This is a genomic window from Rhizobium sp. GN54 (assembly GCF_021026345.1).
Lineage (GTDB): Bacteria > Pseudomonadota > Alphaproteobacteria > Rhizobiales > Rhizobiaceae > Mycoplana.
The window spans coordinates 1,216,930-1,230,303 of the sequence record NZ_JAJNCZ010000001.1; the positions used below are offsets into that span (position 1 = coordinate 1,216,930).

The 13,374-nt window shown below is 67.4% G+C and carries 13 protein-coding genes; 12 read left to right on the forward strand and 1 reads right to left on the reverse strand.

Annotated elements, in window-relative coordinates; all coding sequences use genetic code 11:
* The first annotated feature begins 29 nt into the window (after positions 1-29).
* The 11 genes from LQK81_RS05910 (at position 30) to LQK81_RS05960 (ending at position 12,426) form a co-directional block, all read left to right on the forward strand.
* A complete protein-coding gene (locus LQK81_RS05910) occupies positions 30-3,704 on the forward strand; it encodes an SPOR domain-containing protein (RefSeq protein ID WP_230804272.1) in 3,675 nt (1,224 codons plus the stop codon).
* 141 nt (positions 3,705-3,845) lie between these two features.
* Positions 3,846-4,865, forward strand: coding sequence for a beta-N-acetylhexosaminidase (gene nagZ / locus LQK81_RS05915; protein WP_230804273.1), 1,020 nt, complete (start codon positions 3,846-3,848; stop codon positions 4,863-4,865).
* A gap of 96 nt (positions 4,866-4,961) precedes the next feature.
* A complete protein-coding gene (locus tag LQK81_RS05920) occupies positions 4,962-5,780 on the forward strand; it encodes a segregation and condensation protein A (protein WP_230804445.1) in 819 nt (272 codons plus the stop codon).
* Positions 5,773-6,507: an SMC-Scp complex subunit ScpB gene (gene scpB, locus LQK81_RS05925; protein WP_230804274.1), complete on the forward strand. Its 735-nt coding sequence runs from the start codon at positions 5,773-5,775 to the stop codon at positions 6,505-6,507. Before LQK81_RS05920 ends, scpB begins: the two co-directional genes overlap by 8 nt.
* A gap of 116 nt (positions 6,508-6,623) precedes the next feature.
* Complete coding sequence (locus LQK81_RS05930) at positions 6,624-7,727, forward strand: ABC transporter ATP-binding protein (RefSeq protein ID WP_230804276.1); 1,104 nt, start codon at positions 6,624-6,626, stop codon at positions 7,725-7,727.
* A 43-nt stretch (positions 7,728-7,770) separates the two neighbouring features.
* Positions 7,771-7,968, forward strand: coding sequence for a twin-arginine translocase TatA/TatE family subunit (locus LQK81_RS05935; protein ID WP_230804278.1), 198 nt, complete (start codon positions 7,771-7,773; stop codon positions 7,966-7,968).
* A gap of 48 nt (positions 7,969-8,016) precedes the next feature.
* Positions 8,017-8,787: a Sec-independent protein translocase protein TatB gene (gene tatB / locus LQK81_RS05940; protein ID WP_230804280.1), complete on the forward strand. Its 771-nt coding sequence runs from the start codon at positions 8,017-8,019 to the stop codon at positions 8,785-8,787.
* Positions 8,784-9,629, forward strand: coding sequence for a twin-arginine translocase subunit TatC (gene tatC, locus LQK81_RS05945; RefSeq protein WP_230804282.1), 846 nt, complete (start codon positions 8,784-8,786; stop codon positions 9,627-9,629). The genes tatB and tatC overlap by 4 nt, the downstream gene beginning before the upstream one ends.
* 69 nt (positions 9,630-9,698) lie before the next feature.
* The gene (gene serS, locus LQK81_RS05950) at positions 9,699-10,982 is read left to right on the forward strand and encodes a serine--tRNA ligase (protein WP_230804284.1); all 1,284 of its coding nucleotides are present in this window, start codon (positions 9,699-9,701) and stop codon (positions 10,980-10,982) included.
* Positions 10,983-10,998: 16 nt separating this feature from the next.
* Complete coding sequence (gene surE / locus LQK81_RS05955) at positions 10,999-11,757, forward strand: 5'/3'-nucleotidase SurE (protein WP_230804286.1); 759 nt, start codon at positions 10,999-11,001, stop codon at positions 11,755-11,757.
* Positions 11,758-11,769: 12 nt separating this feature from the next.
* Entirely contained in the window at positions 11,770-12,426 is a 657-nt protein-coding gene (locus LQK81_RS05960; protein WP_230804287.1) for a protein-L-isoaspartate(D-aspartate) O-methyltransferase, read from the forward strand.
* Between the two features lie 20 nt (positions 12,427-12,446).
* On the opposite strand, the gene LQK81_RS05965 is transcribed toward LQK81_RS05960, so the two are convergent.
* Positions 12,447-12,683, reverse strand: coding sequence for a hypothetical protein (locus tag LQK81_RS05965; protein ID WP_230804288.1), 237 nt, complete (start codon positions 12,681-12,683; stop codon positions 12,447-12,449).
* A 23-nt stretch (positions 12,684-12,706) separates the two neighbouring features.
* On the opposite strand from LQK81_RS05965, the gene LQK81_RS05970 reads away from it, so the two are divergent.
* A complete protein-coding gene (locus LQK81_RS05970) occupies positions 12,707-13,327 on the forward strand; it encodes a biotin biosynthesis protein BioC (RefSeq protein ID WP_230804290.1) in 621 nt (206 codons plus the stop codon).
* Positions 13,328-13,374 lie beyond the last annotated feature (47 nt).

The following is a 13,374-nucleotide window of genomic DNA, read 5'->3' on the forward strand; positions in this document are numbered from 1 at the left end:
GCGATTTTGAAGCTTGTGAGTGGAGCAGTATGGCAGACAAGAATCTCGCGCGAAGCGGACCCGCCGATGCCGACCTTCTGTCGGATGATGATCCCTTGGCGGAACTCGCACGCATCGTCGGCTACGAGCCTCGCAACGTGCCCACGGCGGCCCGCCCGGTGCCGCCCGAGCCTCTCCAGGAACCCGTCTTCGACCTCGAGGGCGAACTTCTGCGCGAATTCGCGCTCTACGACGCCCCGGCACTCGATCCGGCCGGCGAGTTCGAAGGTGCGCCCGAACCGCTCGCGGAGCCCATGTCTTTCGACCGGGGCGAAACGCTCGAAGAGACCTTCGGCGAGGTGCCTCCCGCCGTCGAGGCGGTCGAGGCCTATTCGCCCGGGATGGTCGAGCCTGCCTATGTCGCGCCGTCCTACGAGGAAGAGGTTGCATCACCCCAGGCGGAGCAGCCCGCATCGGACGCCGTATCCGACTGGCAGGATGAGCACGCATCTGCCGAAGCCGCACTAGCCGAACCCGCATTTGCCGAACCCCCGGCGGACGTGGCGCCTGTATCCGATTGGGACGCCCAGCCGGCCTATGAAGGCGAGCAGGCAGGGTCCGCGGTCGAGCCTGCCGGCGAAGACCTGGAGGACGAATACCCGCAGGCCGTCGCCTACGAGGCGCCGCAGGTCGAGGTGCCCGTGGTTCACGCTGCGGCGGAACATGACGATGCCCCCGCAGCCCCGACGTTCCTCGGCCTGCAGCCGGCGGACTATCCGGCAACCTTCGAGGAGCCGGTCGGGCTCGATCTGGATCAGGAACTCGAGCTTTCGCTGGGCGAGGCCCTTGTCGAGCGTTCCGAGCCTTCCGAGCCTCTGCTCGTCGCGCCGCAGGACGACGCAGCCCCGGCCCATGCGTGGCCGATGGAAGAGAGCCACGCCCGTCACGAAACCCACGCCTACGATCCGGCCGCGGCAGGCTATGCCATCGTCGATAGCGGCGACGCCCATGCCGGTCTGGTGCAGGAGACGTTCGTCGAGACCCTGCCGTCCGTAGCATCGCATGCGGAAGCCACATTTGCGGCCGCGCCGACCTATGCCGATCCGGTTCCGGTGACGCCCGCCCTCGGCGAGGGCGCCCATTTCGAAGCGGAGGAACTGCCGGTCGAGATCGGCTCGGTCGATTTCGTCCCGGACTGGATCGCCGACCCGCATGCCGATGCAGCGCTCGCCGCTGCCGAGGAGTCCCTGTCTCCACATGCCGAGGACGCGGCGGTCTTCGAGCCCCCGCATCCCTACGAGGTCGCCCCGCCGGCGCGGGCCGCAGACGGCTTCGACCTGGACGAACTCCTGGCCGAAGTCGAGCGCTTCCCCGTTCCAGAAAGCCGCCCGCCGCTCCCGGCGCCGTTGGAATCTTCCCTCGCTGGCCCACTGGAACCGTCTCCGGAAGCCGCGCAGGAGGCACCGCGCCCGCGTCCGGGCATGCTCGAGGGCTTCTCGAACGTCAAGTTCGGCCGTGCGACCCCGGTAGCGGCGGCTCGCCCGCCCGTTTCTGCGCCCGAGCCCGCCGCGCTCCCCGAGACGGCATTCGAAGAGACGTCCTTCGAAACCGCCTTCGTCGAGCCCGCGGCGGCCGAACCGTTTGCCGTCGAGCCGACCGTTGACGTCGCCGTTCCCGCCATGGTCGAGGCGGACTTCGTCGCTCCCGCAGCCGAACCGTTCCCGTCCGTCGCACCGGCGGTCGAGAGCGAGGCTTCGGATATCGATGACGCGTTTGCGAATTTCGAACTCGACCTGTCGGACATCGAATTCGATCTGGACGCATCGGAACTGATGCCGTCCGCACCCGTCGAGCCGCCGTCCGCGCCGGCAGTCGCCGCCATGGCGGCGGCAACGGTGGCGCCCGCGGCACCGCCGGCGACGCCCATAGAGGTCGAGCGGGCCGTACCGGCATCGGCAACCATTGCCCCGACGCCCGTAGCGCCGGCTCCCGTCGCCGCCGTGCCGCCTCGTGTCGTGGCCCCGGTCGCAGTCGTTCCCCCCGCCGCCCCGCAGGTCGAACAAGCATTTGCGCGCACTGTCGAGCCGGTTCGCGAGCCGGAGCAGGCGCCGGTGGATTTCGTCCTGCCCTTCGATCCGTCGCTGATCGCCGACACCGATGTCAGCGTCGCGCAGGTCGGCGAACTCGACGTGCCGCATCTTCCGGCGGTCGACAGGGAAAAGCCGCCGGTCCATCAACCGGAATACGATCTCGACATCGATGCCGAGATGGCCAATCTGTTCGGCGACCCTGCGCCCGCGCCGGCGCCCAGCCGCGCCGCGGAAGCTGCCGTCGCCGCCAACGTGGTACAGTTCAAGCCCGCGACGGGCGATGCGGAGGCGTTCGACAAGGCGCTCGAGGAAGACCTGCGGCGTTCGCTGTCGCAACCCGAGCGCCACGCCATCCCGCTCGACGCCCAGCAGGCCGATGACGACGACTATGTCGGTGACGGCTATGACGAACCGGCCCGCCGAGGGCGCGGCCTGATGCTCGCCGCGGCCGCCGCAACCGTTGTCGTTCTCGGCGGCGCCGGCGTCTACGCGTTCCTGGCCGGCACCGGCGCGGTCGGCACCGGCTCGGGAGAGCCGCGCGTCATCGCCGCCGACAAGACACCGGTCAAGATCGTTCCGGAAGAGCGCGGCGGCAAGAGCGTCCCCAACCAGGACAAGGCCGTCTACGACCGCGTCGCCGGCAAGTCCGACAGCGGCCCGCAGCAGGAGCAACTCGTCACCTCGACCGAGGAGCCCGTCGATGTCGTCCAGCGCACGCTGACGCCGGAATCGCTGCCTTATGATGGTCCGGTCGAGGACGATGCGACAGCACCGGCCGAAAATGCCGCTGGCGACGACGAACGGCTTCTGCCGGGCGTGGACGACCAGGCGGCGGCGCAGGACGCAGGCGAGGGCAACAGCCCGGTCGTCTCGCCGCGCAAGGTCAGGACGATGATCGTCAAGCCGGATGGGACGCTGGTCGCTCGCGAAGAACCGGCAGCGCCCGCGGAGACCACCGGACCTGCGCTCGCGGAAGCCACCCAGCCGGCTGCATCCGCCGAGGCCGGCCTGCGGGCCGAGCCGTCGAACGGCGCTCCCTTGCCGAATGGCGACGAACGGGCTCTGCAGGAACTCGCCGGTGCAGCCGTCGAGGAGACGGCACCGGTGCGGACGGTGACGACCACGCCGGTCGCCGCCACGAGTGTCGCCGCAACCGGTATCACCGCTCCCGATGCTGCCGCAGCACCTGTGCCCCAGGGCGAGGTGATGGCCGGCGCGCCGGTACCCGTCTCGCGACCGGCCGAACAGCCCGTCGATGTGGTCGGCACCGTATCCGAGCGCGGCCGCGTGACCGGGACGGCCCCGACCGAGACGGCGGCGCTTGCATCCGAACCGGCGGCGCAGCCCGCAGCCGCAGCGCCGGAACAGGCACAGCCGGCAGCGGCCAATCCGGGCGGCTACGTGATCCAGATCGCGTCGCTTCCCTCCGAGGCTGAGGCCCAGACCTCCTACAACAACCTGTCGTCGCGCTTCGGCAGCGTCATCGGCGGCCGCGGTGTCGACATCAAGCGCGCCGAGATCGCCAACAAGGGCACCTACTACCGCGTCCGCATTCCGGCCGGCTCGCGCGAGGAGGCCAACGCCCTTTGCGCCAAGTACAAGGCCGCAGGCGGCAGCTGCCTCGTCACCCGCTGAGGAACGAGGAACGCGAAAATGGAACAATGGCGCGTCCCTGACGCGCCATTTTCGTCTTATGGCTGCGGCTGCGATGCTTTCCTGTGAAAGAAGTCGCCCGGCGCTCTCGCCTTTCGCGGCACACGGCTTATGATTCGGTCCATGAGCGAATCGAAATCCTTCATTTCCGGCTGCAAGGGCCTTGTCCTCACCGATGACGAAAAGGCCTTCTTCCGGGACGAGCGCCCCTGGGGCTTCATCCTGTTCGGCCGCAACATCGGCGAGCCGTCGCAGGTGGCCGAACTTACGGCGGCGCTGCGCGAGACGGTCGGCGGCGATCCGGCGATCCCCGTCCTCATCGACCAGGAGGGCGGGCGGGTGCAGCGGATCAGGCCGCCGCATGTGCCGCAATATCCGAACGCCGCAGCGCTTGGCGCCATCTATCGGCAGGACGAGGACAAGGGGCTGCGCGCGGCCTGGCTGATGTCGCGGCTGTTCGCCTTCGATCTTTCCCGCCTCGGCGTCAACGTCGATTGCCTGCCGGTTCTCGACGTCGCCGTCCCGGGCGTGCACGACGTGATCGGCAACCGCGCCTACGGGCAGGAGCCGCAGATCGTCTCCGTCATGGGCAAGGCCGCCGCCGAAGGCCTGAAGGCCGGCGGCCTGCTGCCGGTGATGAAGCACATGCCCGGGCACGGCCGCACGATGGTGGATTCCCACCATGACCTGCCGGTGGTCCACGCGCCGCTGGAGCAGTTGCAGGCGATCGACTTCGTGCCCTTCCGCCACCTGCGCGACGAACTGATGGGCATGTCGGCCCATATCGTCTTCACCGAACTGGACGCCGGCAATCCCGCCACCACCTCGCCGAAGGTCGTCCGCGAGATCATCCGCGGCCACATCGGCTTCGACGGGCTTCTGATGTCGGACGACGTCTCGATGAACGCCCTGAAAGGCGATATTGCAACCCGTGCGCGCGGGATCATTGCCGCCGGCCTCGATTTGGTGTTGCATTGCCATGGGAACATGGAGGAAATGATCGCGGTTGCCGAAAACGTGCCACCGCTGGTAGGAGAAAGCCGGCGGCGCGCGGATGCGGTGAAAACCGGGTTTCCTGAGGCCGACGGGGCGGACGAGCAGGCCCTGCGGGAAGAATTCAATGCGCTGATCGCGGTCGCCTGAGGATATCTCGCGCCGCATCGGCAAGCCGCTCTTGGAGTGCAGGTGTACGGATCGAGGTTCAAGCCGCAGAAGACGGACGCATCGGACGCGGCGCCGATGGAGGAGCTGTGGCAGGACGATCGCGACCGCGGGCTGCATGAGGAAGGCCTCGTCGTCGACATTGCCGGCTTCGAAGGCCCGCTCGACCTGCTCCTGCATCTGGCCCGCACCCAGAAGGTCGATCTGTCCCGCATCTCGGTTCTGGCGCTGGTCGAGCAGTATCTGGCCTTCATCGAGCGCGCCCGGCAGATCCGCATCGAGCTTGCGGCCGACTATCTGGTCATGGCCGCCTGGCTCGCCTACCTGAAGTCGCGGCTGCTCATTCCCCGGCAGCCGAAGGATGACGGGCCGACTGGCGAGGAGATGGCGGCGACGCTGGCCTTCCGGCTGAAGCGGCTGGAGGCGATGCGGGATGCGGCGACGCGGCTTGTCAACCGCAACCGCCTGGGCCGCGATTTCTTCGCCCGCGGCGCCCCCGAGCATATCCCGACCCACAGGCGCTCCGCCTTCGATGCCTCGCTCTACGATCTGTTGAGCGCCTATGCGTCGCTGCGCCAGCGTCACGCCATCACCCAGGTGACGATCGAGAAGCGCACCGTCTGGTCGCTCGCCGATGCACGCGAGATCCTGCACCGGCTGATGGGCGAGGTCGAGGAATGGACGGCGCTGGATCACTTTCTGCTGCGCTACCTGACCGAACCCTCCGAGCGCAGGACGGCGATGGCGAGCGCTTTCGCCGCCACGCTGGAAATGGTGCGCGAGGGGCAACTGGAGATCCGGCAGGAGGGTGTGTTCCAGCCGATCTACCTGCGCCGCGGCGCGCCGGCCCGGCCGGGCGGCCAGCGGGAAGAGCAGGGGGTTGACGACCATGTCTGAGGTCGACGGGCCGCAGGATGATGCCGCAGGGGGGGCGGACGCCGCCAGCGAGGCCGCGACCGTCGTCGACCCTCGCCGGCTGCACGAGGCGGCGCGGATCGCCGAGGCGCTGGTCTTCGCCTCCGCCGGCCCCGTTCCCGAAGCCTATATCGCCGACCGCCTGCCGGCGGGCGTCGATGTCGGCCATGTCATGCGCCAATTGAAGGCGCTCTATGCCGGCCGCGGCGTCAACCTCGTCCAGGTCGCCGATCATTGGGCGTTCCGCACCGCGCCGGACCTGTCCTTCGTCGTCCGCAGCGACGAGGGGGAGGTGCGCAAGCTCTCGCGCGCGGCGCTCGAGGTGCTGTCGATCATCGCCTACCACCAGCCGGTGACGCGGGCGGAGATCGAGGACATCCGCGGCGTGCAGACCTCGAAGGGCACGCTGGACGTGCTGCTCGAGGCGGGCTGGGTGCGGTTCCGCGGCCGCCGGCGCACCCCGGGCCGGCCGGTGACCTTCGGCACGACGAAGGATTTCCTCGACCATTTCGGCCTGGAGGAACTGCGCGACCTGCCGGGGCTGGAGGAGTTGAAGGGGGCAGGGCTGCTCTCCGGCCGCATCCCGTCCAATTTCCAGATCCCCCTGCCGATCGGCGAGGAAGAACTCGCCGACGACGAGGATCCGATCACGCAGATGGACCTCGAGGAACTCGGCCTCTTGACACCGGGCGGAAAAGAAGACGAATAGCGGAAGCTTATCGTCGCCTTGAATTGCCGCGCCCTGAACTGCCGCCGCTCTTCACGGCGTGTCGGCAGAAGCGCCGGGCAGCATGTGCCGGGGGCGAACTCGGGGATTGGCAGGGAATGGCTTCGGATTCGTCGAATCTGAACGGGATCGAGGCGCTGGCTGCGTCCGCGGTGACCTTCGCGGCAAAGCTCTCCTTCGAGGACATCCATCACAGCTATCACGGCAAGGAGACGATCCGCGGCATTTCCATGTCGGCCCAGCCCGGCGAGGTTCTCTGCCTGCTCGGGCCGTCCGGTTCCGGCAAGACGACGCTTCTGCGCATCGCCGCCGGCATCGAGGCGCAGGCCGGCGGCCGCGTGCTCCTGAACGACCGGGAGATCGCCGGGCCGAAGGTGTTCCTCCCGCCCGAGCGGCGCGGCGTCGGCCTGATGTTCCAGGATTTCGCGCTCTTTCCCCATATGTCCGTGCTCGACAACGTCCGCTTCGGCCTGACGGCGATCCCGAAGGCCGAGGCGATCGCCGAGGCGCATCTGGCCCTGGAGCGCGTGGGCCTTTCGCACTATGCCGAGAAATTCCCGCATGCGCTGTCCGGCGGCGAGCAGCAGCGCGTGGCCCTTGCCCGGGCGCTGGCACCGCGCCCGGCGGTGCTGTTGATGGACGAGCCGTTCTCCGGCCTGGATTCGCGGCTGAAGGATTCCATCCGCGCCGATACGCTGGCGATCCTGCGTCATAGCCGCGCAACCGCCATCGTCGTCACCCATGACGCCGAGGAGGCGATGCGGATGGGCGATCGCATCGCACTTTTGCGTGATGGCCGGCTGGTGCAGGTGGGCACCGCCGAGGAACTCTACCTGCGACCGGCCGATCTCTTCGCCGCCGGCTTCTTCTCCGAGATCAACGTCTTTCCCGGCCATGTGCTGTCGGGACGGGTGGAGACGCCGCTCGGAAACGTTCCGGCCGGACACCTGGCAGACGGCGCAAGGGTGCGGATTGCCGTGCGTTTGTCCGGTATCGCCGTCTCCGCGACGGCGGGATCGATCCCCGCCCGGGTCCTGTCGCGGCGTTTTCTTGGCGTCGTCGAATTGCTGGAACTCGCCGTGCCGGGAACCGACCAGCCCGTGCGTGCACGAATCAGGGCCGGGCAACTTCCCGGTGGATTGCGCGATGTCACGGTTTCGGCTAACGAGCGCGACATACTAGTGTTTGAAAAAGGCGCCTGAACGTCTTACATCGGGTACGAAATCCTAGAGGGAGTAAAGTCACATGGGTTCATTCAGCATCTGGCATTGGCTGATCGTTCTGGCAGTGGTGCTGCTGCTGTTTGGCCGCGGCAAGATTCCGGAACTGATGGGCGATGTCGCAAAGGGCATCAAGAACTTCAAGAAGGGCATGTCCGACGACGAGGCCGCTGCGGCTGACCAGTCGAAGACTGTCGAGCACAAGGCTGACGAGACCAAGTGATCGGTCGGGACGCGGCACACGGTCGCGATCCCTCAAGGACATTGCCTAATGCTTGAAGTCGGCTGGAGCGAAATTCTTGTCATCGCCATCATTCTGATTCTGGTGGTGGGTCCGAAGGACCTGCCGCAGATGCTGAGAACGTTCGGCCGTGTCGTCACCCGGATGCGCTCGATGGCGGGCGAGTTCCGCCAGCAGTTCGACGAGGCGCTGCGCGAGGCGGATCTCGACGACGTCCGCAAGACCATCGGCGATGCGCAGAAGCTCAACCCGATGAACACCATCCGCGATGCGGTCAATCCGCTGCGGCAGATGGGCGACGAGATCAAGGCCGACTTGTCGAAGGTCACCTCGACGCAGAAGGCATCCTCCACCTCCACGACCGCCGCCGCCGACAGCACGTCCGCGGCGTCGGGCGAAGCTGCGACGGCTGCCGCCGTCCCGCCGGCGCCCGTCGTCTCTGCTGCGGCTGCGGCGGCCCCGGTTGCCGCGGCAAGTCCGCTTCCCGCGGCGCCCGTGCAGCCGGTGACGGCAGCGCCGGTCGAGCCGGCCAAGCCTGCAGCCCCGGCTGAAAAGACCGCCGCGGCCAGGGCACCCCGGAAGACCACCACCAAGGCTGCGGCGACCAAGGCTCCAGCCGCTGCCAAGGCCCCTGATACGACAAAGGCTCCGGCGACGAAGCCGAAGGCGGCGCCGCGCAAGGCTGCGGCCAAGCCCGAGGCGCCTGCCAAGGCGGCGCCGAAGGCGAAGACGGTGGCTGCATCCGCGGCCGCACCGGCGAAGAAGGCCACCACCCGCAAGCCCAAGAAGGATCAGGCATGAGCGGCGAGTACGAAGACAAGCCCCAGCCGCTGATCGAACACCTGATCGAACTGCGCCGGAGGCTGATGTGGGCCGTGGGCGCGTTCTTCGTCGCCTTCCTGATCTGCTTCTACTTTGCCAAGGCCCTGTTCAACATCCTGGTGCAGCCGTTCAAGTGGTCGGTCGAGTGGGCCGGCCTGTCGCACCGCAACGTCGAGCTCATCTACACCGCGCCGCAGGAATTCTTCTTCACCCAGATCAAGGTGGCGATGTTTGGCGCGCTGGTGATCGCCTTCCCGATCATCGCCCAGCAGATATACAAGTTCGTCGCACCCGGCCTCTACAAGAACGAGCGGGCGGCGTTCCTGCCGTTCCTGATCGCCTCGCCGATCCTGTTCCTGATCGGCGCGGCCCTCGTCTACTTCTTCTTCACACCGATGGTGATGTGGTTCTTCCTGTCGATGGAGCAGGGGGGCGGCGAAGGCGAGGTCTCGATCCAGCTCCTGCCGAAGGTGTCCGAATATCTCGGGCTGATCATGTCGCTGATCTTCGCCTTCGGCCTGGTGTTCCAGCTTCCGGTGATCTCCTCGCTTCTGGTGCGCGCCGGCTTCATTTCCGCGCAGACCCTGGTCGAAAAGCGCAAGTACGCGATCGTGATCGCCTTCGTCGCCGCGGCCATCCTGACGCCGCCGGATCCGGTCTCCCAGATCGGTCTTGCACTGCCGACCATCCTTCTCTACGAGATTGCCATCTACACGGCCCGACTCATAGAACGGCAGCGGGCGGGCGCCGCCGCGGAAGCGGACTCCGAGACGGAGGATACGGCGCAGGCGCCGACATCGCAGGAAGCCGACAAGGCCTGAAGCGGTTGTCGGTTTCCGGCGGACGCTGTCGGGCGGAGAGGGCGAAACCCTGCGACGCCTGGAGCGACAATGCTTGACATCAAATGGATCCGCGACAACGCCGAGGCACTCGATGCCGCCCTCGCCAAGCGAGGCGCCGAGCCGCTGTCGGCGAGCCTGATCGCGCTCGACGAGACCCGCCGCACGCTCATCCAGACCGCGCAGGACATGCAGTCGCGCCGCAACGCCGCCTCCAAGGAGATCGGCGCGGCGATGGCGCAGAAGGACATGGCGCTCGCCGATAAGCTGAAGGCGGAAGTCGCCGAGCTCAAAACGCAGCTTCCCGCAGCCGAGGAGGAGGAGCGCCGGGTCACCGCCGAGCTCACCGACGCGCTCTCGCGCATTCCCAACATCCCCCTCGATGACGTTCCGGTCGGCAGCGACGAGAACGACAACGTCGAAAAGCACAAGTGGGGCGCCAAGCCCGGCTGGAACCACAAGCCGCTCGAGCACTACGAGATCGGCGAGGCGCTCGGCTGGATGGATTTCGAGGGCGCGGCGAAGATCGCCGGCGCCCGCTTCACCATCCTGAAGGGGCAATTGGCCCGCCTGGAGCGCGCGCTCGGCCAGTTCATGCTCGATACCCACACGCAGGAACACGGTTACGTCGAAGTACAGCCGCCGCTGCTGGTGCGCGACGATGCAATGTACGGTACCGGACAGTTGCCGAAGTTTTCCGAGGACCTGTTCCGGACGACGGACGGCCGCTGGCTGATCCCGACCGCGGAAGTGCCGCTGACCAACCTCGTCCGCGAGGAAATCCTGGCGCAGGAGAAGCTGCCGCTGCGCTTCACCGCGCTGACGCCGTGCTTCCGTTCCGAGGCCGGTTCGGCCGGCCGCGACACCCGCGGCATGCTGCGCCAGCACCAGTTCATGAAGTGCGAACTCGTCTCGATCACCGACGCCGAAAGCTCGATCGAAGAGCACGAGCGCATGACCGCCTGCGCCGAAGAAATCCTGAAGCGCCTCGGCCTGCACTACCGCGTCGTCACGCTCTGCACCGGCGACATGGGTTTCGGCGCGCGCAAGACCTACGACATCGAGGTCTGGCTGCCGGGACAGGATACCTATCGCGAGATCTCGTCGTGCTCGGTCTGCGGCGACTTCCAGGGCCGGCGCATGAATGCGCGCTACCGCGGCAAGGACGACCGGAACCCGAAGTTCGTCCACACGCTGAACGGATCCGGCACCGCCGTCGGCCGCGCGCTGATCGCCGTCCTGGAAAACTACCTCAACGAGGACGGATCGGTGACGATCCCGGACGCGCTCTTGCCCTACATGGGCGGACTGAAGAAGATCGAAAAAGCCAACTGAAGGGAAGACCGCGCCCATGCGCATCCTTTTGACCAATGACGACGGCGTCCATGCCGAGGGGCTTGCGGTCCTGGAACGGATTGCCCGCACCCTATCGGACGATGTCTGGATCGTGGCGCCGGAGACGGACCAGAGCGGGCTTGCGCATTCGCTGACGCTGTCCGAGCCGCTGCGGCTGCGCAAGGTCGGCGACAAGCGCTTCGCGCTCCGCGGCACCCCGACCGACTGCGTCATCATGGCCGTGCGCGAGATCCTGCCGGGTCCCGCCGATCTCGTGCTCTCGGGCGTCAATGCCGGGGCCAACATGGCCGACGACGTCACCTATTCCGGAACGATCGCCGGCGCCATCGAGGGCACGCTGCAGGGCATCCGCTCCATCGCCATCAGCCAGGCGTTCCGCTACACCGACGGCCACACCGTGCCGTGGGCGGTGGTGGAGCGCCACGCGCCGGACCTGATCCGCCGCCTGATGGAGGTCGAACTGCCGGACGGCACCTTCTTCAACCTGAATTTCCCCAACTGCCCGGCCGATGCGGTCAGCGGCATCGAGGTCACCTCGCAGGGCAAGCTCGATTTCGGTATCACCATCGAGGAGCGCAAGGACGGGCGCGGCTTTCCCTATTTCTGGCTGCGCTTCGGCGACCGGCACGGCGATTTCCGCGCCGGCACCGACATCCATGCGCTCCGGGAGAATGCGATCTCCGTCACGCCGCTGAAGCTCGACCTGACGGACTATACGGTTCTGGACCGCGTCCAGCGCGCGCTGGCTGGCTGAAAGAGGTGACGATTGAACACGGCACGGGTGGTTGAGAAGGAAGGTTTCGCCGCACTGGCGCTCCGGTTGCGCGGCCAGGGCATCAAGGACATCGACCTGCTGACGGCCGTGGAGCAGACGCCGCGCACCCTGTTCGTGCCGCCGCAATTTGCCGGCGACGCCTATTCTAGCCGCCTCCTGCCGATCGATTGCGGCTCCTTCGTCGAAGGGGTGGACCTGGCCGTGCGGCTCCTGCATCTGCTGAACCTCAAGTCCGGCCAGCGGGTGCTGGAGATCGGCACCGGCAGCGGCTTCACCGCCGCCGTCATGGGCCGGCTGACCGAACGCGTTCTCACCGTCGACCGCTATCGCACGCTCGTCACCGGCGCGCAGCAGGGCATCGAGAAGGCCGGCATCCGCAACGTCGTCGTCCGCCAGGCCGACGGCAGCAACGGCATGCCGGGCGAGGGGACCTTCGACCGCATCCTCGTCACCGCCGCCTTTCCCGCCATGCCGCGGCTCTTCGCCGAACAGCTCGTCTCCGGCGGCATGCTCCTGGCTCCGGTGATGGTGAGCGACACCGAATGCCGCATGCTGAAGCTGGTCAAGACCGGCAGCCGCTTCGACCGGGAAGACCTCTTCGAGGTTCCCTACCTGCCGATCGTGCCACATCTGGCGCAGGCGCTCTGAAACCCTGAAGACCAGGAGAATCACGTCCCCGCACCGGCGAAGCCGCCGGTGCGCTGTCCCTTCGCGCCCGTCGTTTGCCATTCGTCCGCTCCAGCGGGCCGCAATTCGGCGGGACGGGCGCCGGCCGCATCGGCAATCTGCGCGGCGCCAGCCCAAAAGGTTAACAAATCGTTAACCACGGTCAGCCTCGCGCAAGCTTCGCGCCATATTCCCATAGTCGAGACGAAACCCACGTCGACGCACGGATCTTTGGGCAATCTCGCCGCCGAGGGAGATGGGCATGCAAATCTCGAACAGGATCGCCGGGACGGCGACACAGGACAGCCTCACAAATCTCGCAGCCCGCGCCGCCGGGCGGACCAGCGAGGACGCGGTCGAGGCAACGCGCCCGAGCGCCTTCACGGCAGGCAATCATGATCCGTCCGATCGGGTGTCGCTGTCCGTCGAGGCCCTGCTCATCCTCAGCGCCTCGCGGGACACCCAGAGCCTTCCCGCCCTGTCGGAGGACGAGCGCAACAACGTGGTATCGCAGGCGCTCGAGGAGCGCGAGTACAAGGCCTTCCGCCACTTCCGCGAGGAAGGCGACATGAAGAGCTACTACCGCGCCTATATCGAATATTACGACAGGCTCCAGCCGCAGGACCAGTCGAGTCCGCGCTACGCCGGAAGCCGGCAGATCGCCGTCTCCGCCCTTCGCTCGCTGGCCTATGCCGAAAAGGCGATGGACGACGACACGGCCGGCGAGGCCCCGGCGGTGATCGACACGATTCTCGCGAGCGTCGACACCGTGCACCGCGACGTGCCGCAGATGGCCGCCGCGACGGCAGGCCTCCGGGGCGCGGAAGCCTTCCACGCGATCGGCGCCTCCCGCGCCACCTCGATGTACCTCGCCAGTTTCTAGAGCATGTCGCCCGAAAGTGGGCACCGGTTTCGGGATCAGGACATGCT